The 25,982-nt window shown below is 39.9% G+C and carries 18 protein-coding genes; 9 read left to right on the top strand and 9 right to left on the bottom strand.

The features are described from left to right. On the top strand, nt 1-1,370 hold a 1,370-nt coding region (locus RUH74_RS14090; protein ID WP_313801008.1), incomplete at its 5' end, for a xylulokinase. A gap of 19 nt (nt 1,371-1,389) precedes the next feature. Here RUH74_RS14090 and RUH74_RS14085 read toward each other — a convergent pair. The 3 genes from RUH74_RS14085 to RUH74_RS14075 form a co-directional block, all read right to left on the bottom strand. Beyond that, nucleotides 1,390-2,259, bottom strand: coding sequence for an NAD-dependent epimerase/dehydratase family protein (locus tag RUH74_RS14085; protein ID WP_313801006.1), 870 nt, complete (start codon nt 2,257-2,259; stop codon nt 1,390-1,392). A gap of 202 nt (nt 2,260-2,461) precedes the next feature. Next, a complete protein-coding gene (locus RUH74_RS14080; protein ID WP_313801004.1) occupies nt 2,462-3,694 on the bottom strand; it encodes an ATP-binding protein in 1,233 nt (410 codons plus the stop codon). A gap of 306 nt (nt 3,695-4,000) precedes the next feature. After that, complete coding sequence (locus tag RUH74_RS14075) at nt 4,001-6,511, bottom strand: NEW3 domain-containing protein (RefSeq protein WP_313801002.1); 2,511 nt, start codon at nt 6,509-6,511, stop codon at nt 4,001-4,003. Between the two features lie 334 nt (nt 6,512-6,845). Here RUH74_RS14075 and RUH74_RS14070 point away from each other — a divergent pair, with 334 nt between their 5' ends. The 8 genes from RUH74_RS14070 (at nt 6,846) to RUH74_RS14035 (ending at nt 17,480) form a co-directional block, all read left to right on the top strand. Next, complete coding sequence (locus RUH74_RS14070) at nt 6,846-8,051, top strand: ROK family transcriptional regulator (RefSeq protein WP_313801000.1); 1,206 nt, start codon at nt 6,846-6,848, stop codon at nt 8,049-8,051. A 129-nt stretch (nt 8,052-8,180) separates the two neighbouring features. Beyond that, complete coding sequence (locus tag RUH74_RS14065) at nt 8,181-9,272, top strand: extracellular solute-binding protein (RefSeq protein WP_313800998.1); 1,092 nt, start codon at nt 8,181-8,183, stop codon at nt 9,270-9,272. Nucleotides 9,273-9,336: 64 nt separating this feature from the next. Beyond that, complete coding sequence (locus RUH74_RS14060) at nt 9,337-10,407, top strand: ABC transporter ATP-binding protein (RefSeq protein ID WP_313800996.1); 1,071 nt, start codon at nt 9,337-9,339, stop codon at nt 10,405-10,407. Between the two features lie 45 nt (nt 10,408-10,452). After that, complete coding sequence (locus RUH74_RS14055; protein ID WP_313800994.1) at nt 10,453-12,180, top strand: ABC transporter permease; 1,728 nt, start codon at nt 10,453-10,455, stop codon at nt 12,178-12,180. A 15-nt stretch (nt 12,181-12,195) separates the two neighbouring features. Further along, entirely contained in the window at nt 12,196-12,927 is a 732-nt protein-coding gene (locus RUH74_RS14050) for a creatininase family protein (RefSeq protein ID WP_313800992.1), read from the top strand. Between the two features lie 24 nt (nt 12,928-12,951). Next, nucleotides 12,952-14,475 (top strand): argininosuccinate lyase, encoded by a 1,524-nt coding sequence (gene argH, locus RUH74_RS14045; RefSeq protein ID WP_313800990.1) that lies wholly within the window; start codon nt 12,952-12,954, stop codon nt 14,473-14,475. After that, on the top strand, nt 14,468-15,418 hold the full coding sequence (locus tag RUH74_RS14040; RefSeq protein ID WP_313800988.1) for an N-acetylglucosamine kinase: 951 nt from the start codon (nt 14,468-14,470) through the stop codon (nt 15,416-15,418). The genes argH and RUH74_RS14040 overlap by 8 nt, the downstream gene beginning before the upstream one ends. Before the next feature lie 337 nt (nt 15,419-15,755). Further along, nucleotides 15,756-17,480: an alpha/beta hydrolase gene (locus RUH74_RS14035; protein WP_313800986.1), complete on the top strand. Its 1,725-nt coding sequence runs from the start codon at nt 15,756-15,758 to the stop codon at nt 17,478-17,480. Nucleotides 17,481-17,650: 170 nt separating this feature from the next. On the opposite strand, the gene RUH74_RS14030 is transcribed toward RUH74_RS14035, so the two are convergent. The 6 genes from RUH74_RS14030 to RUH74_RS14005 form a co-directional block, all read right to left on the bottom strand. Continuing rightward, nucleotides 17,651-18,907, bottom strand: a complete 1,257-nt coding sequence (locus RUH74_RS14030; RefSeq protein ID WP_313800984.1) for an MFS transporter — start codon at nt 18,905-18,907, stop codon at nt 17,651-17,653. Nucleotides 18,908-19,357: 450 nt separating this feature from the next. Further along, the gene (locus RUH74_RS14025; protein ID WP_313800982.1) at nt 19,358-20,071 is read right to left on the bottom strand and encodes a response regulator transcription factor; all 714 of its coding nucleotides are present in this window, start codon (nt 20,069-20,071) and stop codon (nt 19,358-19,360) included. Next, nucleotides 20,043-22,682 carry an ATP-binding protein gene (locus tag RUH74_RS14020; protein WP_313800980.1) on the bottom strand — a complete coding sequence of 880 codons (2,640 nt, stop codon included), beginning with the start codon at nt 22,680-22,682 and terminating at the stop codon, nt 20,043-20,045. Before RUH74_RS14020 ends, RUH74_RS14025 begins: the two co-directional genes overlap by 29 nt. 100 nt (nt 22,683-22,782) lie before the next feature. Then, nucleotides 22,783-23,721, bottom strand: a complete 939-nt coding sequence (arcC, locus tag RUH74_RS14015) for a carbamate kinase (protein WP_313800978.1) — start codon at nt 23,719-23,721, stop codon at nt 22,783-22,785. Between the two features lie 3 nt (nt 23,722-23,724). Then, entirely contained in the window at nt 23,725-24,510 is a 786-nt protein-coding gene (locus RUH74_RS14010; RefSeq protein ID WP_313800976.1) for an oxamate carbamoyltransferase subunit AllH family protein, read from the bottom strand. Between the two features lie 125 nt (nt 24,511-24,635). Then, the gene (locus tag RUH74_RS14005; RefSeq protein WP_313800974.1) at nt 24,636-25,901 is read right to left on the bottom strand and encodes a YlbE family protein; all 1,266 of its coding nucleotides are present in this window, start codon (nt 25,899-25,901) and stop codon (nt 24,636-24,638) included. Between the last annotated feature and the right edge of the window lie 81 nt (nt 25,902-25,982).

The raw sequence follows: 25,982 nt of genomic DNA, 5'->3' as shown, positions 1-25,982 counted from the left end.
CACGCATAGGTGATAATAACGAGAAAGAACAGAATCCCGAGGAATGGTGGGAAGGTGTTCTGGCGATCACACATAAGTGGTTTTCTGTACATGGGGTTTCCCCGCATTCCATTAAGGCGATTACGTTTAGCGGTCAAATGGAAGATGTTATCTTAATTCAAGAAGGCGAGAATACAACAAGTGCCATTCTTTATTCAGATAATCGAGCAAATATTGAGGCGGAGGATATTAATAAGAAGCTTCCAGATTTATATGAAGTGACAGGGAATGTTATCCGTGCGTCTTCCCCTATATCTAAATTGCTTTGGTTGAAAAAGAATCGTTTCCAAAGTTATGAAAAAAATATACATGTCGTGTTTAGTGCAAAAGATTATATTATCTATAAATTAACTGGCTCCATTGTAACGGATTATACAACGGCAGCAACATCTGGTTTTATGAATATTCAATCAAGAAAATGGGAAACGCAGCTTTTAAGCAGCTTAGGCATTGAACAATTCATTTTGCCTGAGCTTACTTCTTCAGAACAAGAGGTTGGTCAGGTTTCAGCATTTGGTGCAAATGAAACGGGGTTTTGCCGGCATACACCTGTGCTCTGTGGAGCAGGAGATGCTGGAGCGAGCACGCTTGGTGCAGGTGCCATTTCTGAGGGAGATTGCTATATGTATTTAGGCACAACAGGCTGGATTGCTGTTCCATCGAAGGATCATTCGCCTAAGGACCATGGAATATTTACCCTCGCACATATCATCCAAGAATTGAATATATCCATCGCCCCATTATTAAATGTAGGAAATGTACACCGTTGGGCAGTGGAGACGTTTAGTCATTCAGGCAATTATGCTGATTTTGAAGATGAGGTTCAAAAATCACCTCCCGGCTCCAATCATTTATTATTTTTACCGTATGTTCATGGAGAGAGATGCCCTGTGCAAGATAGTGAAGCAAAGGGGGCATTTTGGGGCATTGGCCCTAAAACAAAGAAAGCTGATTTTGCCAGAGCTGTTTTAGAAGGCATCTGCTTCTCTCTTTTTCAAATTATGGAAATGTTGATGCGAAAAAACATTGGCAGCATTACCCTTATTGGGGGCGGTGCGAGGAGTTCATCATGGTGCCAGCTCTTAGCGGACATCACGAATAAAACAGTAAGAGTACCGGCGAACAGTGAATATTTACCGTCCATTGGCATAGCAGCAACCACATTTCAATACTTAGGATGGGCTGAGGATTATAAAGAATTTGTTGATCAATATATTATTTCTTCTGAGTCAAAGCTATATTTGCCTAATAAAAGAAATAATGAAATATACAAGGATCAATATAAAACATATATGAAGTTATATGAATCAATGAAACCTATTTATCAATGAGGGACAAGTTTTTGTCCCTCTACTCGATTAACTCCTTCAACACAGAATCTAAACGAGAGAATGTAAATCCTAGCTGCTTCACTTTATTCGTATTTATCGACCAAGAGCCAGGCAGGGAATATGGGGAGGTGTTTTCTTTTGTCAATACGTTTGTAATGATTGCTTTCCTTCCCGTTTGTTTCTCTATTTTTTCTATTAATTTGAGTAATGAAATATCCTCTTCACAACCTGGGTTAATTGAGCCTGTGAAAGAAGATGCCCCCATTTCATATAAAAATTCAGCCGCTTCCCCAGAATGAATAAAACTGTATCTCGCTTCAGGATTCGTCATTCCAATAGGTTCATTCTTTCTCACCTTCTCTACATGGAATTTTAGTCTCTTTGTATAGTCATCCGGTCCGATAACAATAGGAAAACGGACGGCTACAACCTCAAAGTCTGTTTGTGTAAACAAGACTGATTCCGCCGCTCTTTTTGCTTCCTGATAGCCTATGTAACCACCGTATTCCTGTCTTTTTTTGTAGTTGAATGAGAAATGATAGGGATCAAATTCCTCTTCAGTCCGATTGATTCCAAAATCATATACAGCTTGAGATGAAGTGAAGATATATCTTTGTGCTTTCCCGCGCAATGCGTTCGCTGAGTCGAGTGCTTCTTGGGGGGAGAAGCAGGATTGATCGTAAACTATATCATATGTTTTGTTTGCGAAAGCATCCTTCATTGATTGGCAGTCTTCGCGATCGATGACGATTCTTTGTACCTTGTCCCCAAAAGAATCCGCCTTTTGTCCTCTAGTGGCAATCGTTACTTTTTTTCCATTCTCAAGAAGAGTATGAACTAACCTTTTGCCAAAAAATTGTGTGCCCCCTAAAATAAGAACTTTATCCATGGAAATTCCCTCACCTATCTATCTGAATTTATAAGTTATCTCTAAGTATTCTACTGTTACAGGGGTTTTCCCTGTTCAGGATGAAAAAAGTACAAATGACTCTCTAATAAGAAAAAATAACCTGCTTTCTTATGAAGGAGAAAGCAGGTTATTATGTGTGTATCGCAGTTTTTTTAAGGGAAATTGTTCAATGCTTATGCATTTAAACAGGAATAGTAATCGTAAAAGTAGTGCCTTTTCCTTTTTCACTTTCGACCTTGATTTGGGCTTTAAGTTTATGGATGATACTATGAACCATAAGCATGCCCAGGCCTGTGCCTTCTATTTTTGTAGAGTAGTAGGGCTTGCCTAGATTGGAAATCTCCTCAGGGGTCATGCCGTTCCCTGTATCTTTAATTTTAATTAGGATGTTACCTTTATCCTCTAAAACTTCAATCGAAAGAACTCCGCCCTTTGCTTTCATTGCCTCAATTCCATTTTTGTATAAATTAATTAGGCATTGCTGCATTTGGCTTCTATCGAATTTCTTAGACAATGAATTATGGAAAGTGAGTTGTATATCGACATTGTGCATGCGAGCATAAGGGCTCAGTATGTTTTTGACATATTCTGTTTCTTCTTTTAAATCGGAATACACCATGTTATCCGATTGAGGTTTGGAAAAGGCAAGAAAATCACTCACAATTTGTTCGGCACGAATCAGTTCTTGTAATGAAAACTCAACATACGTTTTTTCCTTTGGTGAAATCGATTCTGATTTATTTAACAGCTGCAGAAAACCGCTTGTTACTGTAAGTGGATTTCTTATTTCATGTGCAACACTTGCTGATAATTCACTGATCAGATGGTATCTTTCTGATTGCAAAAAGGCTTCGCGTGCTTTCATGTTTGCAATGATTTTCTCTAACAGGCTCACAAGAACAACCATCATGGTTACTTGGGCCATTAGCGCGTGGACGGCTAAATTCCAAAACTCCTTGTTCAATGATGTTTGGAAACTTAGAGTTGTCAGATAGAGAATGATGATAGCAAATGAAACGGTAGCTGCAAAATAAATTCGATGCCTAGGCAATAGTTTGCCAAATTTTCGGCTGCCTAAGGATACTAAGACAAAAACTAAGGTTGAAAAAAGAAGGGATTGGTAGATGCCATCCCCGCCGATATAGAAACGATAGACATTGAGAACTATATAGATAAAAAAAGCATGTTTGTATCCGCCATAAAGAATGGCAAGGATGAAAGGAACCAATCGTAAATCAAAAATAAATCCGCTATTTAAATAGATAGGGAAGGTCATACAAAGCAGCATCGAAATGGATGCAAGAATAATGAGTATGAATTTACTATAATAAAAGTTCCTATTTTCAAAAAAAATAAGATAGGCTAAAACGGGAATAAGCAAGAAAAGAAAATTTATTAATAAAGTTTCAATCAAATTTGAACGTCCCCCTGCAATGATATGCTTTTTATTTTAACATAAATGAATCCGATGCTTGATGCCATTCTTTTGAGGCTAACGGGGATAAGATGCTGCAGCAGGAAGAACAGAGATGTATTTGGTTAAGGAACACTGATGAAATAAAAAAAGGAAAGCTCTTAAAGAATTCTCTTTAGAACTTTCCTTTTCATTAATTTATCTCTGCTGGTACATTTTTATAAGTCAATAGAGCAGGTCACTTTACTTTGAAAGCGGGACAAGGAACCTGTCCCTCTGTCCCACCGCCACGAACCATGTCCCGGATTACTGATTGGATCCGTAGCTGATTAGGTTTGTGAATATGCGGTAGCCGCCAGGTACTTGGCCTTGAATTTGCCGATAGAACACGAGGTTGGTATAAAGGTAAGTCCCTTTTCCGTGTTTGGCCATCAGGATGCCGCCATCGAAAGGTTCTTCATTTGGATCGCCCATGCGGACGAATGTTTCGTAGCTGCTGTCCCATTTCATTGGGTAATATAATCCTCTTTCTTGTACCCAGTTCTCCCAATCACGATCAGTAATTTTGTTTGGATAGGTAAATAAAGAGGATTCTGGATTCAAAACAGTGACCTTTGCATTTTCGTCTGTCACTCGCCACTTAATAGATGGGTTTCCGATGGTTAATGGGTAAGGAGCAGTCTTCTCAGCATCCCATCCATCATTTGGTTTATGGTATTGTACGACTAAGTGACCGCCATTTTCGACATATTTATGGAGACGATCATTGTTTTTGACGAGGTCTTCTCTTGAAAGGTATGCACGAATTCCAGTCACGATTGTATCGTATTGACTAAGATCGCCTGTTGCTAAATCCGCTTCCGTAAGCTTCGTAATATTGAACCCTGTATTGACAAGGTAGTCTGCTACCTTATCGAAGCCGCTATCAATATATCCAATTTTCAGTTGATCATTCTTTAACAGTTCGAACGCCACACCATTTACTTGTGCGGGATACATATAATAAAATGTTCCGATGTGATCATAGCTGATTTCCTGAACGGTTGAATCAAATGTTTGCCCGTTTGCAGTCGCTTCAGCACGAATGGCAAAGCTGCCATCTTGAATATCAGAAGGAGGGGTCAGTTTGAAGGCAACCTCTTTTTCCTCTAACTGAGCAGTAAAGGAGACCTCTTCTTTACTAGGGGAAACCTTCCATCCCTCTGGTACGATTAGTGAAACAGAGGACGTGTTTTTCCCATCAAAGTAGTTTTTGATTTTAACTTTGACTGGAATTTCTTCCTGAATATCTGCTGAATTTACAACTATGTCTTCAGGAGCTAACGTGATGCCGACATCAGGCAAGACGGCAATGGTTTCTTTTAGTTCATTGATTTGACTCGTTTGTGTACCATTCAATTCAAATTGAACTTTCGTGCGGATGACTGAATCAAGGTATGCATGATAGTATTCCGCATCTTTAGGTACCTGTACTTCATAACGTAGTTCAACTTTTTTCCCAGGGTCTAAGTCTTTAGGTGAATCTGTTTTGGAAACCTTCCAATTTTTCGGTACAACTAATTCAGCTGATATCTTCTTTATTTTCTTATTCCCGTTATTTTGAATGCTTACCTTGACAGTTGTTTTTTGTCCTTTTGTAAGAATGTTTGCTTCTGGGCTTGTTTCAACAGATAATTCTGATGCTTCCATGCTTGCTGTTTGTAATTGCTCTTCTTTTAACGAAAGCTTATGAAGCAGGTCAGATTGGACTTGTGGATCAAGCTTTGCTTTTTCTGTTTTCGCTTGGAGCTGTCGAACGTCTTTCAGAGCTTTTTGTGTTTTTTCAAATACTTGCTCATTGTTTGGATAAGCAGAGATGATGGAGTCTAGTGATTCTTGAAGTTTTGTAAAGTGTACTTGCAGGTCTTTTTCTTGCTTTGGAAGTTGTTGTGCCCACTCTTTAAAGTTGTAAGGAATCCCTGCAAACAGATCGCTGCTCCCCTTCGTAACAACAGCACTTTCTACTAATTCCAGGTGAATTTGCCTTGGCCCAGCAGGGATATCACTGCCCATGCCTTGGCTTTTATGCATATAGCGGGATTCTTCTCCCAGTTGAGGGTAAGTCATTTTATAAATCGGATCATACATGCCAATTTCGATAGAGGTTGTCGCCGTTTCCTTTGATTCAGCAGGTAAGTATAGCTTTTTTACCTGCCAGACGGATAAGCCCTCTTTTAGCTGTTCTGGAAAAATAGCAGGGTTTGCTGCATCGTTAAATGCCTTTTTGCTTAAAATTTCCATTGCGCGATGATGCCCATGCTGTGTGTCTACATTTCTAAACGATGGCATGACAATATCAGGCTGGTAGGTTCGAATGAAGCGAATGAGTCGCTCGTAGGTAAGATCCTGTCCCCAGTTTTCTAGTGTTTCCTCAGGTGTTTTGGAAAAACCGAAATCATAAATAGGGTCTGAAGTGGTTTCGCTAAGATGGTAAGCCTTAACCCCAGTAATCTTAGCTGCCTCGATCATTTCCCGCGAACGAATAATTCCGAGCCCGTTGTCTAGTTCACTTCCGATTTCATTTTGCCCGCCTTCCCCGCGGTTAGCAATTAAACTTGAAGTTTTGACACCAAGTCCTCTCGATAAATACGCGAGAAAGTCGCTTCTTTCGTCATCCGGATGTGCGCCCGTGTTGACAAACGTGACAGTAGTTCCAAGAGGCTTGACTGCATTCCAGAGTTCTACATCAGGTTCTTGTGTTTCAGTTGCTTGCCCGGCAATCGGCCATAAAGAAACAATTAACAGAAAAGAAAGTAGCCAGCTAAAAGACTTTTTCAATTTTGAAACCCCTTTCATATTTAGATAGAAAACGTAGTAGGAAAATATCCTCCTTTCTCTTTTCATCATCCATCACGCAAGTTAGTAAATTGGGTTAACTAACTGTATGGAGAATCTTCATTAATAGTACATGTAACAAAGTGGCTTTGTAAATATCTATATATTCAGAATATTAAAATAGTATTTTCTTCCTACGTATAAAACATAGAACATCTAGTGCTAAAATATATTTATTTATAAAATTAAAAAAATTTGTTGTAAATAATTACCCACTAATGTATATTTTAGTTAATTAATAAAACTTACTAACCATAACGATTAAGGCCGTGATGTCATGAGTAGTAAAAGAAATATCACCCCATTGAAAACAACAAACAAAAAGGTAGTTCTTCAATGTATTAAAGCAAATCAGCCTATTTCACGTGCGGAGATTGCCTCCAAGATCCAAATAAGCAAGCCGACTGTTTCCTTGTTAGTTGATGAATTGGTTCAGGAGAATTGGGTATTGGAAAAAGGAATTGGGATGGCGTCTTCACAAGGTGGAAGGAGACCAATTCAGCTTTGCTTTAATGAAAAGGCGGGCTATGTGATTGGAACAGATATTGGCGGAACAAAAGTAAAAACGGTCATATGTGATCTGATCGGAAATATTATCTGTTCAAGCAGCTTCAAAACAAATCAGTATTTACAAACGGGATTACTGAAACAAATTCATAAAGAAATAAACGGGATGATTCAGATGTACCAGCTTGATTCAAATAAAATTTTGGGAATGGGTGTAGGGATACCTGGTATTACTGAACCAACCAATGGCGTGGTTGTTGAAGCACCGAGCATCAACTGGGTACGTTACCCGTTTATTATTGAAGCCAAGCGCTATTTTTCGTTCCCGGTATTTGTAGATAACGATGTCAATGTAGCAGCTTTAGGCGAGCAATGGCTAGGGAATGCGAAATCAAAAGAGAATATCCTTTTTATTGCTGTTGGAACAGGCATCGGCAGCGGAATTATTATCCATAATCAGCTATATCGCGGGTCTTCATGTGCCGCAGGCGAAATGGGGTATATGGTTACTGATAAAAATGATATGAAAAATGAGTTTAAACCAATATTCCATCGGTATGGATACCTGGAAAGCGTTGCTGGAGGGAAAGCCATTGGTGAAAGATTAACTAAGCTAATTAAGCAAAAGCAAGATCATCCAAAGTTTGAGGAAGCCAATCATTTAGAGCTGACAGGTGAAATAGCCTTTTCATTAGCAAAAGAAGGGGATGAGGCGGCCCGAATGGTTGTGGATGATGCGATTGAACATTTAGCTTATGGAATCATTAATGCTGCTAGTTTGCTAAATCCTGAAGTCATTATTTTGGGAGGCGGTGTCTTTAAATCCGGAGATTATATTTTACCTAGATTACGAGAAATTGTGTATCAATATCTTCCTAGTTCAGTAGAGTTACATACCTCGCAGCTAGGGGAAAATGCTGAAGTATTAGGAGCTGTTTCCCTGTTTTTGCGAGAATATGAAAGCGTTTTAAACTAGGGAAGGGCAAATAGGCTTTTAATTACTTGGTTCTAAAGCGGGTTTATGTGGCTACATATACGAAGAACAGAGAATAAAAATGTAAGCCTGCTTTTAGGATAAATATCATTTATTTTAAGGGGGTTCATCATGTTTAGAAAGAATCGTTTATTTGTTTTTTTAATTGTGGCACTCATGCTTTTCATGTCCGCATGTAGTAATTCTACAAGTGGGGGCAAGGAAAGCAGTGGAGAAAAAGAAAACAATTCTAGCGGGGAAAAAGCGGCAGAAAACAGTGGAAAATTAGTCATCTATACGGCCCGTGATCAAACGGTTGTTGATCAGGTTGTGGGGATGTTTAATGAAAAGTACCCTGATATTCAAGTCGATGTCCTTACAATGGGAGCGCAGCAGGTTCTTGAACGTATTCGTGGAGAGAAATCGAACCCTCAAGCTGATTTTTGGTGGGGCGGTACACAATCTGCCTTTATGACAGGTGCTGCGGAAGATTTATTAGAGCCATTTAAGCCAAGCTTTGATGAAAGTATTTTACCAGAGCATAAAGACAAAGAAGGCCGCTGGTATGGGGAGATGCTTTTACCAGAAGTAATCATGATCAACTCAGATATGCTTTCGAAAGATGAAGCGCCGCAAGATTGGGATGACCTGCTTGATCCAAAGTGGAAGGATCAGATTATTATCCGTGGTGTACTGGCTTCAGGAACGATGAGAACGATTTATTCCGCAATGATTCACGAGCAAGGAGCAGATAATCCAGAAGCGGGCTATGAGTGGCTAAAGAAGCTTGATGCCAATACAAAAGAATATGCCCAAGATCCGACTAATCTTTACTTGAAGCTTGCTCGTCAGGAAGGTTCGATTTCCTTATGGAATCTGCAAGATATTCTTTTACAGAAAAATGAGCATAATCAACCATTTGATTTTGTATATCCAGAGAGTGGAGCACCTATTCTTGTAGATGCAGTTGGTCTTGTAAAAGGTGCAAAAAATCTAGAGAATGCCAAACTATTCTATGAGTTTCTTTTTGACCCTGAAACCCGTGCAACATTAGCGGAGGACTTGTATCAAATACCTACGCGTACGGACATTGATAAGGATCAAATGCCTGAATGGTTCAAGGATATTGAGCTGAAATCATTAGATCTAGACTGGGAAGTCATGGCAGAAAAAGAAGCTGAGTGGATGCAGCATTGGGATGAAAATATTAAAGGAAAAAATTAATAGTCTATTTTAAAAGGGGTGAAGAATCTTTTCACCCCCTTTTATCTCCAGCGAGGTGTTTTTGATGAAAAGTGTACGACTTGATAATGTGAGCAAAATGTTTGGAACAGCTAAAGGCGTAGAGCATGTAGCAATCGATGTAAAGCCGGGTGAATTTTTCACTTTTTTAGGGCCTTCAGGATGCGGGAAAACAACGACACTTCGAATGATCGCAGGCTTCTACTACCCAACAAAGGGAAGGATCTTTTTTGATGACCGTGATGTAACGACCCTTCAGCCGAATAAAAGAAATATTGGAATGGTCTTTCAAAACTATGCCCTGTTTCCACATATGACAGTATTTGAAAATATTGCTTTTGGGCTTGAGGTTCGTAAATTATCGAAATCAGTGATCAAAGAAAAAGTAGAAAGAGCACAAAAGCTTGTCCACCTAGATAAATACGGAAATAGAAAGATTAATGAGCTTTCAGGCGGTCAGCAGCAGCGGGTGGCTTTAGCTCGTGCTTTAGTGATTGAGCCGGATATTTTACTATTGGATGAACCATTGTCAAATCTGGATGCAAAGCTGCGTGAAGAAACAAGGTTAGAAATTAAGCGGCTTCAAGTTGAACTGGGTGTAACAACGATTTATGTGACGCATGATCAAACCGAGGCTATGACGATGTCTGATCGAATTATGGTGATGAAAGAAGGCGTTGTTCAGCAAATCGGTTCGCCACAGGAAATATATAATAAGCCAGCGAATCATTTTGTCGCATCGTTTATTGGGGAATCGAACATGCTTGAAGGGGAAGTAACAGAGATAAGTGGAACAGCGGTGAAGGTGAAGGTAGATAATGACCTGCAATTAGAAGGAGTTTTAGACACAGCCGCGGATAAGCCAAAACTAGAAGTAGGAAAGAAAGTCAAACTTTCGATTCGGCCAGAGGCTATCTTTGAAGGTCAAGGTCCAAACCAATTACACGGAACGATTCAACTAGTTGAATTCACTGGGGTGAGTATTAATTATCTTGTGAAGGTAGGCTCATCGACTTTAAAAGTGATGATTATTAATAAAGGAAATCAAATTCTTAACCGTGGAGATTCCATTTCCCTTTATGTACCAGAAAAGGGTGTTTACTTTATAAATGAGTAGTTTTCTTTATGGAACTTATTCAAGCGAATAGAAGAAGGTGAAAACATGAATTCGAATCAAGCAGCTCCACAGCAGGAGAGCTGGTGGTCAAGACTTACACAATCAAAATATTTCATCTATATATTAATATCCCCTCTTTTCCTAGTGCTCTTAGCCTACGTAATCTATCCTTTTTATCAAACATTTATTCAAAGTGTGGTAGGTACCGAAGGAGCTGGAATTGGAAACTACAAACGTTTCTTTAGTCTGGAAAGCACAGCCAACTTAGAGGCGCTTTGGACGAGTATTTATATTTCGGTCATAAGTGTCATTACTTGTGCGATCGTCGGTGTGACGATGGCCTTCCTAATCGAAAGGTATGAGTTTCCGGGGAGGAAAATCCTATCCATTCTCGTGCTTGTTCCTATGGCACTGCCTCCTTTAGTGGGGGTATTATCGTTTACCTTTTTATACGGAGAAAGCGGAATTATTCCAAGAGCGCTTCAAGCCTTATTTAATCTTGAGTCCGTTCCCTTCTCATTAAAAGGAATTACCGGGGTCATTGTTGTTCATACATTTACCATGTATACATATTTTTATTTGACTGCGTCTGCAGCCATTAAAGGGCTTGATCCTTCTCTAGAAGAAGCAGCTACAAGTTTAGGATCAGGAAGAATCCGTATTTGGATGAAGGTTATTCTTCCGATGTTAACACCAGCCATGGTTGCTTCATCATTACTCGTGTTTATGATTGCAATGGCTTCCTACACGGCCCCATTAATGTTTGGGGTAGAGAGAACAATGACTATGCAAATCTATCTATCTCGGACAAACGGAAATCTAGACATGGCGGCTACTCAATCGACTATTCTCTCGATTGTCTCCATCTCGTTCCTAATTTTGATGAGATGGTACCAAGGAAGGCGTAACTTTCAGAATCAAAGTAAAGGGATCAGTGTCCATCGGACAGAACTGCGTACCCCTTTTATGAAATACCTTTCTATGTTTCTATCTTTTATCGGGGTCATTATTCTCATGCTGCCGATTCTTGTACTCGTACTCATCTCTTTTTCAGTGGATGGGGAGTGGACGATTCAAATTATTCCGCCAGCTTACACATTCGATCATTACATTGCGTTGTTTACCGATGAACGAACGTGGCGTCCAATATGGAACAGCTTGCAAATGAGTTTTGTTGCTACCATTGGAAATATTCTTTTCGGGGTTGCTGCAGCCTATGCCATGATCCGAACGAGGTTTAAAGGAAAGGCTCTGCTCGATATCTTAATTATGATTCCATGGGCCCTTCCCGGAACAGTTGTTGCCGTTAATTTAATTGCTGCTTTCAGTGAGCCATCTGTATTTAGCTTTAACCAAGTATTAATCGGTACATTCTGGATTTTGCCGCTCGCTTATTTTGTTCGGCATTTGCCGCTCATTTTCCGCTCGACCTCGGCAGCGCTTATGCAGATGGATCAGTCAGTGGAGGAAGCAGCTAGAAGCTTAGGAGCGAACTGGTGGTATACGTTTAGAAGAGTCGTTGTGCCAATGGCTTTTTCAGGTATATTAGCAGGAACCTTGCTGGCAATGGTTCAAGGACTTGGTGAATTTGTTGCATCTATATTAATTTATAGCACCTCTACGATGCCGCTATCTGTTGCTATTTTTCAAAAAATGTATGCGTTCCAATTTGGAACAGCCTGTGCATATGGCGTGCTGCAAATTTTGTTAATTATATTTGTTTTGTTTATTTCACAGAAATTAACAAATGGGAAGGCAGGAGCTGTTATTTAGGAGGAGGTTTTATCATTGAAGGCGAGTGAAATTCATGGCAGAGATCTCGAATTGTTAAAAAATGCAGCGTTTGCTGTTATTCCGCTCGGCAGTTTCGAATATCATGGTCCCCATTCTCCTTTAGGAACCGATATTTTTCTGGCGGATGGTTTCGCGGAGAAAATTGATCCGAACTTGGGAGGAATCACCCTCCCCACTATTCCTTTTACAGCATGCCCTGGGAAAACCTCTAAATATGCGGGAACAATCTCGATTAGACCGGGAATCTTTCAAGAGTATTTAATGGATCTTACATTAGGAATTATCCATCAGGGGATTAAAAAAATTCTTCTTCTAAATGCTCATGATGGGAATATGGGGGTTTCCAGAACCGTTGCGGAGTATGTAACAGGCATCCATACGGATGCAAGCTTTCTGCTGATTAATTGGTGGCAAATGGTTGAGGTGGATGCGGCTGAGGAAATCGGTTTTAAACATACAAGCGGGCGGGGGCATGGGGGACCCTATGAAATGTCTGCTGTAAAAGCCTTCCGTCCAGACCTAGTAATGGTAAGGGAAGAGGATGAAGAATTTGCAGGTGCTCCCCCTCTCTCCAGCTTTCCCTATATTCTTGTAGAAGGAACGCCAAAATCGTGGGATGGCTATACAGGCCTTATTCAACAAACATCCCTTGAAGCAGGGAAGAAAATTGTAGATAAAGCAACAATCAATATGAATGAACTAATAAGAAACTGGCTAAATCAATAAATTTGCAGGAAAGGGCTGTTTGCAGTGAAAGCATCGCTTCGAGAACGAATGATTGATAGAGAGGGTACTCATTTTCCTTCAAAAACCTATACTTCAATGGTATTAGAGCCCGCTTACAACGAGGCAAAGCAACACTTTATCGATTCAATGGTGGATATTCATTTTGCCCACTTAATTATGCTTGTCGAAGAGGGATTAGTGGAGAAAGAAGAAGCCAAAAAGATTGCGAAAGCTGTTTCCAACTTAAATACAGAAGAAATAAAGACCGGAAAGTATAATCCCCAATTTGAGGATTTGTTTTTTCAGGTAGAACATGACTTAATTGAAGATGCTGGTGATATTGCAGGTAATTTGCATATTGCGAGGAGCCGCAATGACATGGGAATTGCCATTTATCGAATGACGCTAAGGAAAAAGATTTTGACCTTATTGGAGAAAGCTCTTACGCTTCGAGAAGCTTTAATTGAACTTTCCGATGAACATAAACAAACGATAATGATTGGATACACTCATACGCAGCAAGCGCAGCCTACAACACTCGCTCATTATTTTAATGCGATGACAGATATGCTGACTCGGGATATTAAGCGGCTGCGGGCAGCTTATGAGACCGTGAACCGAAGCAGTATGGGTGCTGCTGCGCTAACTACTTCAGGATTTGCTGTCAACCGGGAGCGTGTGAAAGAGCTATTGGGGTTTGATGAAATGATTGATAATGCGTGGGATGCCGTTGCCGGAGCTGACTATATAGCGGAAGTGGCTACAGCCGTTCAGCTTTCAGCCTTGAATTTGGGAAGGTCGATTCAGGATTTCTTGTTATGGGGAACACAAGAATTTGGAGCCTTTATTCTTTCGGCGCCTTACGTACAAATTAGTTCCATTATGCCTCAAAAAAGAAACCCTGTTTCAATTGAACATATGCGGGCCCTTTTATCCAGTGTTGCTGGCGATTGCCAAACCGTTCTTCTTATGCTGCATAATACGCCATTTGGGGATATTGTCGATACGGAAGATGATATGCAGCCATATATTTGGAAGTCTATGGAGACGCTAGGCGGCGTCTATGAACTTTTATCTTCTGTTTTATTAACGATGGAAGTGGATAAGGAAAATCTTCTAAAACGGGCAAAAGAGAGCTTTGCGAATGTAACAGAACTGGCTGATACGATGGTGAGAGTGGATGGGCTGTCCTTTCGCCAGGCACACCATGTAGTAAGTGCTACAGTAAAGGAATTAATGAAAAACGGAAATAAATCTCTTGAAGCTCTTACGCTTGATCTTTTAAATGCTCAATCCAAATTAATTGTTGGGAAACCTTCTGCTTTGACGAAAGAAGAATTAGCAGAATGCCTAAGCCCGGAATATTTTGTTCGAATTCGTACATTGCAAGGAGGTCCAAGCCCAATCCGATTAGAAAAAACGATTAAAGTCCGCTTGACTGAACAGACAGAATGGTCGAACTGGCTGCTTGAAAAGCAGAACCAATTGCGATTATCGAAAGAAAATGTAACAACGATTATTAAAGAATGGAATATAGTCGATGAATGATCAGTTTTTTCATCTTCTTGCTGTCGATGGAGGGGGAACGAAGACACTAGCTGTAATAACAGATAGTACAGGTTCGATTCTCGGAGAGGGCAAGGCAGGTGCTTCTAATTATCAGGTGATTGGGAAAGAAATGGCTATAAAGGCGCTTATTACATCCATCCAGGGAGCATTAGCAGACGCTGCTGCACTGAATGGCGGTCCCGTCCGATTTGAGAAAACGGTGTTTGCGCTCGCCGGAATCGATACGACAAATGATGAATTAGCAGTAAGAGAGATTGTAGAAGAAACGATAAAGCAGCTTGGGTTAGCCACTGGTATGCTGTTAGTTGAGAATGATTGCTTGTCCGCTTTATTAGGTGCTACTCATAATAAGGCGGGTGCTCTTTTGATCTCTGGCACTGGGTCGATTGTGTTTGCCCATGACGGCCGCGGAAACTTTTTCCGAACGGGAGGATGGGGCTATCGAGTCGGGGATGAGGGGAGCGGATATTGGATCGGGAAAGAAGCGATTCGATCCGTCTTGAAGATGAATGATGGAAGAGAAAAAGAGACAATTCTGTCAAAGCTACTATTACAGAAGTTTGGCTTTCAAAAGGTAGAGGATCTTTATAATTGGGTATATAGTCCATCCTATTGCGTTGACGATGTAGGTGCACTCACCACTTTAGTGGAAGAAGCTTTTAAATTGGGTGATCAAGTTAGTAAACGCATATTAGAAGATGCTGCAGCAGAACTATCACTATTACTAGAAACCACCATAGAAAAAGCAGGCATCGCAATGGATGAATTTCAGCTAATCCTTCAAGGCGGTGTCATACAAAACAATCAATATATTAGGAATCGCGTACTAGATTGTTTGAAAACAAAGGCTGAAAGAGTAAAAGTCATCGATACAGATCAAAAGCCAATCACATTTATCATTAAGCGTGGTTTAAATCTTTAGTGGGGGGACTGGGTGCCCCCACCTTTTTTATGTAAAAAAATAAATTGACATCCAGATGAATTGAGCAATGCCTTTATGCTCGAAAGCAGACGGACATTTACACATTTGGCTGTAAGCGGATGCTCATGCACTTCATTTATGTAATAAATGGTCGGTCTGATTCATTGAGCAAGCCTTTATGTACGTAGTAATAACCAGCGCAGCGAAATGAAGCAGACGGACATTTACATACTGGATTGTGAAAAGATGCTCCTGATAGTTTTTTATTTTAAAATGAACCATTTCCTATCCTTAATCGTATTAAATAAGAAGAATAAAAATAGGGGGGAATGGAAAAATGGCCAAAAAGGCAATGAAATCAATTAGCATGCTTATGCTAGCGGGCTCACTCGGACTTACGGGAGCCGCGGGGAGTTTAACCATCTCTGAACATCAAGTATCCGCACAAGAAGTAAAAAATGAAATCAATTATGAAAATCGTGCAAAGGAATTTCTGGAGTTTGTCAAAGTAAATAATTGGGACGCAGCTTATAGCCAATTAAGTCAGAATCTTCAATCTGCTGTATCGAAAGAGATTTTCTCTGGATTATGGACACAACTGTCGTCCCCATACGGTAAAGTGAAGGAAACTTCATTAGAAGACGTAAAGAATGATGGGGTACATACGAAGGTAACATTTATTGCAAAAGCAGAACATGGGGCTTATAAACAAGTAATAAAGTTTAATAGTGAAGGGAAAGTAGATGATTTCTTGTTTGATGTCATTTCGGCTCCTGAAAGCTTCCTAAATCCATCTTATAATCACCCTGAAAACTATACAGAAAAACAAGTAGTCATCGGAGAAGGGAAATATGCCTTACCTGGGGTACTGACAGTCCCGAAAGGAAAAGGGCCACACCCGGTTGTTGTCCTTGTCCATGGTTCAGGTCCGAATGATATGGATGAAACGATGAACGTTTTCAAGCCTTTCCACGATATCGCTGTAGGGCTGGCGAATGATGGGATTGCTGTATTGCGATATGATAAACGGACAAGGGCTCATACGGTAAAGGCGAGTATGGAACCTGCATTCTCCATTCAAGAGGAAACGGTCATTGATGCCAATCTCGCAGTCGATAAATTGAAATCACTGCCTGAGATTGACTCGAAAAATATCTTTGTTCTTGGGCATAGCCAAGGTGCGTTCGCTCTGCCATTAATTGTTGAAAATGATAAGAAGAAAGATATTAAAGGGGTTATTGGTGTTGCTGGACCTGCTGGAAAATTTCATGATCTGATGCTTTGGCAAATGGAAGAGCAGTTGAAGCTTGCTGAAAAAATGCAGGCGCCAAAGGAGCAAATCAATGCTTTAAAAGAGACACTATCAACCTATCAAAAGCAATTTGGCATATTGAAGAATCCGAAAAATACAAAGGAAAATATTCCGGCTGATTTTCTATTACAACCTGGTTATTGGTGGTTTGATTTGCGCGACTATGTCCCAACAGAGCTAGCTAAGAAGCAGGATATACCAACCTTGCTTTTACAAGGGGGAAAGGATCTTCAAGTTCCTGTTGCTGAATTTGATGCCTGGAAATCTGCTTTAAAGGACCGCGACAATGTGGATTATAAATTATATCCAAATATGTTCCACACACTCGTTGATTATCCTGGTGAACCAAACTGGATGACGGAATATATGACACCAGGAAATGTCCCACAGTCATTCCTTTCTGATATTGCTGAGTGGGTGAAAACAGGAAGCATTCCTTCTGATAAAGGGAAACCAGAACCGAAGCCTGAGGAGAAGCCAGCAAAAAAGGTTTATTGGGATGGCTTGTTAATGAAAAAAGGGCAAATTGGCAAGATTGAAGTCGTGAAACCGATTAATCTTTGGAAACGAGAAGGAGATAAGCTTACATTTGTAAGAGTGCTTAAGCCTGGGGAACAATATCGTGTATATAAATATGATGACAAGTTCGGCGGACAATATGGGCTTGGGGATCATCACTATATTACCAACATGAAGGGCTATGTGAACTATAAAACCCCATCAAAGGCAAAATTAAAGGAACTACAATAATTCAAAAGATCCCGAACCTTATGAGATTCGGGATCTTTTGATGAAGAAAAAGTAAATTGTCGACCGGTGTACTGACCAAGCCTTTATGATGCAAGGAATAACCAGCATAGTGAAGGATGGCGGTCGATATTTACATACTAGCCTATGAGCAGATACTCATGTTTTCTTTTCTAATTTGCTGCACCTTCTACGTTCGGGCGATTATTCTCTTTAATGAATAACACTGAAATCGTACCGATCACTAGAAGAATACCTGCGAAATAGAATCCAGCATTTAATGTACCTGTGACATCTGTCAGGAAACCAGTAATATATGGAGCCAATATGGATCCGCACATTCCGATAAAGTTATAGAAGCCAAATGCAGTACTCAATGCATGTTTTGGTGCGTTATCTGCTACAACTGCGACAAGCACAGGGTTGGTACTGATTTTACCGAAAATACCATAACCGATTAAAGCCGCATATAGAACCCACATACTATCAAATGCAACAATTGATACTATTGCAATAATAGAAAGTGGAAGCATGATTAGTAATACTGGACGGCGTTTACCCATTCTGTCAGCAATCCAGCTAAATAGGATGGACCCTGGGATCGCTGCCCATGGAACTAATGAAGAAACAACAGCAACCTCTGTTCCATCAATTCCTCTTGCATGCTGCAAGTAATATGGAATCCAAGTAACAACTACGAAGAATGCATAGATTGCACAGAAAATAGTAATATAGGCAAATACTAAGTTTCTGCTAAAAAGTTCTTTCATTTTAAGTTTTGGTTTCGCTTCTGCAGTTGAATCTGCTGCATTTGTTTTTGGCTTTTCTTTAATGATCCACCACATTGCCAAACCGATAAGCACTACTGGGATAGCAATGACATAGAAGGGAGCTCTCCAGCTCATTCCAAGTGTACCGACTGTGTAACTAGAAATGAAGTAACCAGCTGATAGACCGAATGCCATCCCACTGTTAATAATCGCACTACCTAAAGTAATATGCTTCTTTGGAATCGCTTCAGATGATAAACCATATTGAGGACCGTAATAGAATCCTTGAAAAATCCCAACTAGCAGCCAAGCGATCATGAAAAGGGTAAATGATGGCATCATTCCTGTTACGGCAGCCATGATACCGAAAAGAATAACTCCAGGAACAAGGACTTTTTTCTTACCAATCTTATCTCCAAGTATTCCTGATGGCACGTTTAGTCCGGCATACCCAATGAAGAAGATACTGCTAATTAACCCTAATTGTGCTGCAGATAAACTAAACTCTGCTTGGATATTATCCATAACCGGGTTTAGAATCGCGCGCGTTGCATAAAGAGCAACCCAGCCTAAAAAGAATACAATTGTGATTTTAACCCAGTACGGTATTCCACCCTTAGATACAGGTACTGGCTCATCTTGATTCATAACTTTAGCCATTTTGTTTTCCTCCCAATTAGATTTATTTGCGTTGATTTTAAGTAAAAAATAATATTTCAACCTCATCCAAACTATAGGATAAAAAGCATTGCAGTCGAATAAAAATGAAAGGGTTTACATTGCAAAAAGATTAAAATCTAGTGAAAAGTCATTTATACCCAATCATGTGTATCTGCGTGAAATGTAGTATGTTCATGACATTGACCAGCACGTTACTTTTTACACAAACAATATTCATGAGCATCTGTTCACAATCAAGTATGGAAATGTCGGTCTGCTTCATTTCGCTGCGCTGGTTATTACTTCGTACATAAAGGCTTGCTCAATGAATCAGACCGGCCATTTATCTTGCATAATCAATTAATTAGATAACAATTTCCTTTTACACAAAAAAGAGGCTGACCCAAAATGCTGTTAAAAAACAATCATTTTGAGTCAGCCTATTAAACCCTATTCTTGCGGAACGCTCCTTAGCATGTAGCCAAGGCCAGGGTAGGTGACAATATATTCCTCTTTATTGTGCAGATGCTCCTTTATTTTTCTGCGGATTCGTGCAATTCCCACACGTAAATATTCGATGTCATCCCGGTATTGCGGTCCCCAAACTTCTGAAAGTAAGATTTCGTGCTGAACAACTTTGTCAAGGTTGAGAGCCAAAATTTCCATTACCGAATATTCGGTTTGTGTTAGCTTAAATTCCTCATCCTTGATCCAGCAGCGTTTACTGCCAAGATCAATGGCTAAGACTCCAGTCCGAATAACTGGTGTCGCCGCCGTTTGTGAATCAGCAAAATGGGATTGGGTTCTTCTTAAAACAGCATTCACTCGTGCAAAGAGTTCATCTAATGAAAACGGCTTTGTTAAATAATCGTCTGCACCAACATTTAATCCCTGCACCTTATCCTTCGCGTTACTTCTAGCAGTAAGCATAATAACAGGTACATTCGAAAACTTCCGCAGCTTTTCTAATACATAAAAGCCATCTTGTCCTGGCATCATGATATCGAGCAAAATTAAATCAGGGGAAATGAGATCAAATTTCTCAAATAATTCTTCTCCTGAGCTAACAGTCGATACCTCATATCCGATAGACTTTAAGTTTGCTGAAATGAATCGCAGAATTTTTGGTTCATCATCAACGATACAAATCTTTTGATTTTTCATCTATATCCCTCCCGCTCGTTATAGGAAAATATAAGATAAATGTACTTCCTTTTCCCGGCTCACTAATGGCTTCGATTTTCCCTTCATGTGCTTCCATAATTCCAACGCATATCGCAAGTCCAAGGCCTGTCCCGCCTGTCCGCCTTGTCGCGGTTACATCCACTTGATAAAAGTGATTGAAAATTTTCGTAATATGATCTTCTGAGATGCCAATCCCGTTATCGGAAACCGCTATAGTAATAAAATGATCTGTCCTATCTAGTGTAATATCAATCAACTTCAAGCTTGCATCATTATAACGAAGGGCATTTGTCATTAAATTGACCAGCACTTGCTGGACGCGAATTTTATCGGCATAAAAGGTAAAATCATCGCCAAGCTTATTATGAAAATGGAAGCTTGCATCCTTACGTAATGCAAGGGGGATTTGTTCCATTGATTTTTCAATGAGATAGCTAGCGCGAACCATATTACGCTCGACGTACATTGTTCCTGATTCAATCTTCGAGATGTCCATCCAATCATTGACTAAATGAAGAATCCTTTCAATGTCTTCATGCACACCCTCTAATAGCTCCTGCTGAAATTCTGGCTCCCATTCCACCTCAGGACGCAGCAATGTCTCGACACTGCCCTTAATGTTGGTAATCGGTGTTTTAAATTCATGAGAGGTCAGCGAGATTAAATTATTTTTTAATGTATCAATTTCCTCTTCCTTTGTGATATCCCGCAATAATAAGCCCTCGCCAATCTCGTCTTCATCGAGCATGACAGAAAATTTATGAAGAATATAATATTTAGGCTTCTTTTTTCTGCACTTATACTCTAATTTTAGTTCCTTCTTTTTATTAGCAAAGAAGGCAGTCAAATCTTCAGGGTCAACAGCAAATATGTTGATAAACTGCCGGTACACATCAGTAAAGCTGACTAGTTCTTTCTCTTTTTCGATTTTAACGGCAGTAAGAAAGAATTCGTTCACATATTCAACCTCTTTTTGGTTATTAACTAGCATTAACCCTTCCGACATGCTTTCAAGTACTGCAGCTAACACAGCATGCTTATTGCGGATTTGTTCAAATAAAAATTTATTTTGCAGCATAACAGCTAGTGAGCTGGCAAAGGTCCTGAGAAATTCCTGCTGGCTGGTTGTCATTGTTTGTTTGCTCATAAGGTCAACAATTAAAAAGCCTTTATTATTTTTTTCAATTAGAATCGGCTCGATATATTGTTGCTCGCCAACAATATTTTTGCTTAGATACTGCAGTAAATTTTGGTTCGTATGAATCGTGTTTGTTGTAACGGCCAAATCATGAAAAAATACGTGAATGGAATAATCCATAAAAGGTTCGATTTCTTTTAAACAATGCTGTATAAAATGAGCCAGATCCTTATTAGAAGAAACAGAGGTAATTAATTTGTTTACCGCCTTAAGCTCTAAGTTTTTATTTTTCAATGTGGTCGTCCGTTCTTCCACACGAGCTTCAAGCTCTTTATTTAGTTGCATTAATTCCGTTTGGTTTTTTTCTACTTCATCAATCATATGATTGAAATAATAGAATAACTCTCCCATTTCTTGCGGACCTTGGATTTCCTTTTTAGCAGTTAGTTCTCCCTTGATGCCTTTTGTATAATCTTTTATATAGTTTAATAAATATCTCATTGTCCGTTCTAAGCGGTCCGTTAAGAAAAGACTAACAATCACCATAATAATGGCCGTAATTAGGAGGAAAACGATAATTAACAGAATCGCATTTTTATAGGTCGATGTAATGGCCTCAGTTGGCTTACTGACCCAGACAGTCCAATTCAGATTATTTAATTTTTCATATGTGACATATACATCATTATGCAGTTTATCCGTTTCAAAAAAACTGCTGCCATTTTTATTCTGCTGTTTCTCAATATATTGAACAATCGCAGATCCGCTAAGATTCACTAGTTCTCTTCTCGTATCAACTTCTGGGTGAACAACGACGTTATTCTCTTGATCGATGACAACGGCATAGCCACCATCCCCAAAGGTGCGATTCTTTATATGCTCGCCTAACGCATTTAAATCTAAAGCCCCAAGTACATAGCCAACTAGTTCACCTTCATCATTTAGAATGGGGGAAACAATGGCGACTAATAAGATGTCTGTACCGCCTCTGCCGTGGTAAACGGGGGAAATGACTGTATCCTTTGTCTTCAATAATTCTTTATAATAATAGCGATCACTGAAATTATGATTCTTTCTTTTTGCCCCGTCTGTATAGGATTCAGGATAAAAAACAATCGATTGCCCTTTGCTATCGCCAACGTACATATTGACGAAACCAGGATAATTTGTTTTTATGTCCTTCAATTGTTTTTGAATGCCAGGAATATCATTATTTAAAAAGGGCTGTTTCACATTAAGCGCTTCTGTTTGAATTGCCTTTTTATAGTCTAATACATAATTATCAATATAATCTGCGAGATACTTTGCCGTCTGTGCTTGGTATCTTTGATTCTCTTTAATTAATGAAGATAGTTGATAAATTTGAAAAATGCCTAGAATGGCAATGGAAAAAAAGGCAATAATTAAAAAGGAATAAATGAGTTCTTTTTTTAAGGAGCGTGCCTTTCTCATGATTGGCCTCCTTTATCGAATGGATGAGAAAAATGGTATCTGCGCTAGCCTTATAAAAAATTTAGCATGAACAGATACCATATTATATAACATTTTTAAATTATTTTGTAATTTGCGTGCCTGCTTTCCCTTCCATAGCAAGGTCTGCTTGGTCTAGTGAACAAATGATAGCTCTTCCGCCTTGCTCAGCAAATTTTATGGCAGCTTCCATTTTAGGCCCCATGCTTCCAGCAGAGAATTGCCCTTCTTCCACATATTGCTTTGCTTCTTCAAGCGTAATATGTGTTAATCCCTTTTGGTCAGGCTTGCCATAGTTTACATACACATTTTGCACATCTGTTAAAATCATGAATGCATCTGCTTGTACTTCCTCCGCTAGTTTAAAGGCACTGCGGTCTTTATCGATGACAGCCTCGATTCCAGAGAGTAATCCATTCTCGTTCTTAACGACTGGGATTCCGCCACCGCCAGCAGAAATAACAATCGTATGGCCATCCGTTAATTGTTTAATTGTTTCAGAGCCTAGTATCGATTTTGGCATAGGAGAAGGAACGACACGTCTCCAACCGCGGCCAGCATCTTCCTTTACGACCCAATTCTTTTCCTCCGCTAATTGCTTTGCTTCTTCTTCTGTGAAAAAGACGCCGATGGGTTTGGAAGGATCTTGGAAAGCTGGATCATCGGCAGACACTTCTGTTTGTGTCAGCATGCTGACAACCGAATGATTTAAGCCGAGCTTTTGTAATTCATTTTTCAATGTTTGATCCATCATATAGCCAATGAAGCCTTGTGATTCAGCGCTGCAAACATCTAATGGGAAAGGAGGGACGACGTCCTTCGCTTCTTCGTTTTGGCGCAGAATATTGCCGACTTGCGGTCCGTTTCCGTGTGTAATAATGACATTATGGCCATTTTTTACGATACGGGCAATGATTTCACTGCTTTTGCGTACATTTTCTAATTGATTTTCATATGTTGCTTCTTGCTTCGGTTGTAAGATTGCATTCCCACCTAGTGCAATGACTACTTTTTCTGCCATCTATTATTTCCTCCAATTTTTCATTGTTAATAATCCGATCAATAGCCCGAATGCTGTATCTATACCAGAGCTATGACCAACGGTAAGTAACTGTAATACATGTTTTTCTACTTCTGAGTGTCTTTCTATTTCTGCTAAATGATTTAAAATATTGACGATGGTAGAGCTGAATTCGCCTTTTAAAGCATAGAGCAAATATTCTCTTCCAATATCTGTTGTGACAGATTCATGCTGCAGCATATTCTGAATCGTTTGCAGGAAAAGCGGGCTGCATATACCAGCGATTGTATGAATAGCTAGTAAACCGACAAGATGGTCATCCCCTGATGGGGTCAGGCCTCTTCCTCTGCCTAAAAAATAGCGTATGACTCTTTCTACTTCAGTTGGATCATGGGAATTGAGTGCCTCCATTAAGCGGTACACTTCATTTGCTGGAGTAGCGTACTCTTTTTGATTACGAAGGTAATCAAGAAGAAATTGTTCAATATCAAGATCTAATCCCGTTTTTTCGCCTTCAGCAACAAGGGTTTTTATAAGAGTCTCTAAGTATCGAGAAGATATTTCATTTTTCGTTATTTGAATACTATTTGAATAGGGTGTACCTGTTTGAAAATTAACTGCTACATTGCTGTTTTCAAAGGTTAGCTGTTGCGCTTTTTCATCCCAATGAACAGCGGCAGGCATTTGGATCGAGGCTAGCAGCTTCTGAACGGCATCCTTTTGAAGATGAATGCCGAATGGAAGCTTCCCGTTTTTATCTGTTCCGATAAAAAATAAGCGCTCGCCCATACGGAAGTTCAGCCCATTTTGAAAGAGGCTATGAACAGATCCTAACGGGTTTTTTATAAGGAAGAGAGGAATAGAATGTTCATATTCCTCTGCATAAAGTATTTGAGAATGAAGCATGAGCTAAATTAGATCAGGCCTAGTTTAATCGCATATGCCTCAAGTGCCTTCTCGAAGCATTCCTTTGGTGCACGAACCGTACCTGCTCCAACCTGTCCAACACCCGCTTCTTTATGAGCAATTCCTGTGTTAATAACAGGTTCAATTCCTGTTTCAACCACTTTACGTGCATCAATTCCGAGACAAGCACCTTGGAAATCCCAAGTTGGAATGGTAAAGTTGCTGTTTTGGTCGATGCAAATTTCCATCATATCGTTGCTTGTTGCAAGGGCATCACTGAAACCGCCAGCACCAACGAAACGAGTGACACCTGGAGCTGCGATCATCGCCATCCCACCGACGCCGAATGTCTCAGTGATTGCACTGTCCCCGATATCTGGGTTCGCATCATCTTGGGAATAGCCAGTGAAAAATAGACCTTGAGGAGTATTAACTGGCGCTGTAAACCACTCATCGCCCATTCCGCTAATGCGAATACCAAAGTCCTTCCCGTTACGGCACATTGCCGTTACAACCGTACCTTCTTCAATTTTTCTTGCACCATCTAGGACAGCTTTACTTGTTGCCATCGCAATATTTAAGAAGAATTGATCCGTATCAGCTAAGAACTGGATAACATCCTTTAAATCCTTTTCATTTAAATCTGCAACTTGCACAATGTAAGGACTGATTTCTTTAAGGAAGATAAGGGATGCTGCGATATTACGCTGGTGGAACTCATCCCCCATAGTGATCGCTTTTGCAATCATTACATTTAAATTTAAACCGTTGTCTGTTAGCTTTAGTGCTTTTGAAAGTGTTGGCCCTAATACATTTTTCTGCCATTTTAGGCGATCAATTACTTCTTCAGAGTAAGCACCGAAACGAAGCACTTTTCCGATTCCTTCATTCATGATGCAGTATGCTTCATTGCCTTCTGAACGGTTTTCGACAACAAATACCGGCATATTTGCTGAAGTAATGCCTCCCATTGGACCAACCGCATTCACATGATGGCACGGAATAAAGGTAACCTCACCATTTTCAAGCATTTGCTTTGCTTCTTCTTCTGTAGAAGCCCAGCCTTCAAAAAGGGAAGCACCGATACATGAACCTTGCATTGGCCCCGTCATATCTTCCCATTTAATTGGCGGACCAGCATGAAGGAGCACTTTTCCTTCCGTTAATTCCTTGATTTTATCCTTAGCTGGAACGACATCTACAAGGAATGGTGCAGACCCAGAGATCTTCTCAATCACCGCTCTGTTTGCTTCATCAATTGAATTGTATTTCACGTGAATTCCTCCTCGGTATATTTAATAGGTATTGTCTAGCTCCAGCGCCTATCGCCTATCAAACTTCAGGTCCCCTCCGCA

It is taken from the genome of Cytobacillus sp. (assembly GCF_032154635.1).
Lineage (GTDB): Bacteria > Bacillota > Bacilli > Bacillales > Cytobacillaceae > Cytobacillus.
Note: the sequence above shows the minus strand (reverse complement) of the source record. Positions and strands in the feature narration are given on the sequence as shown.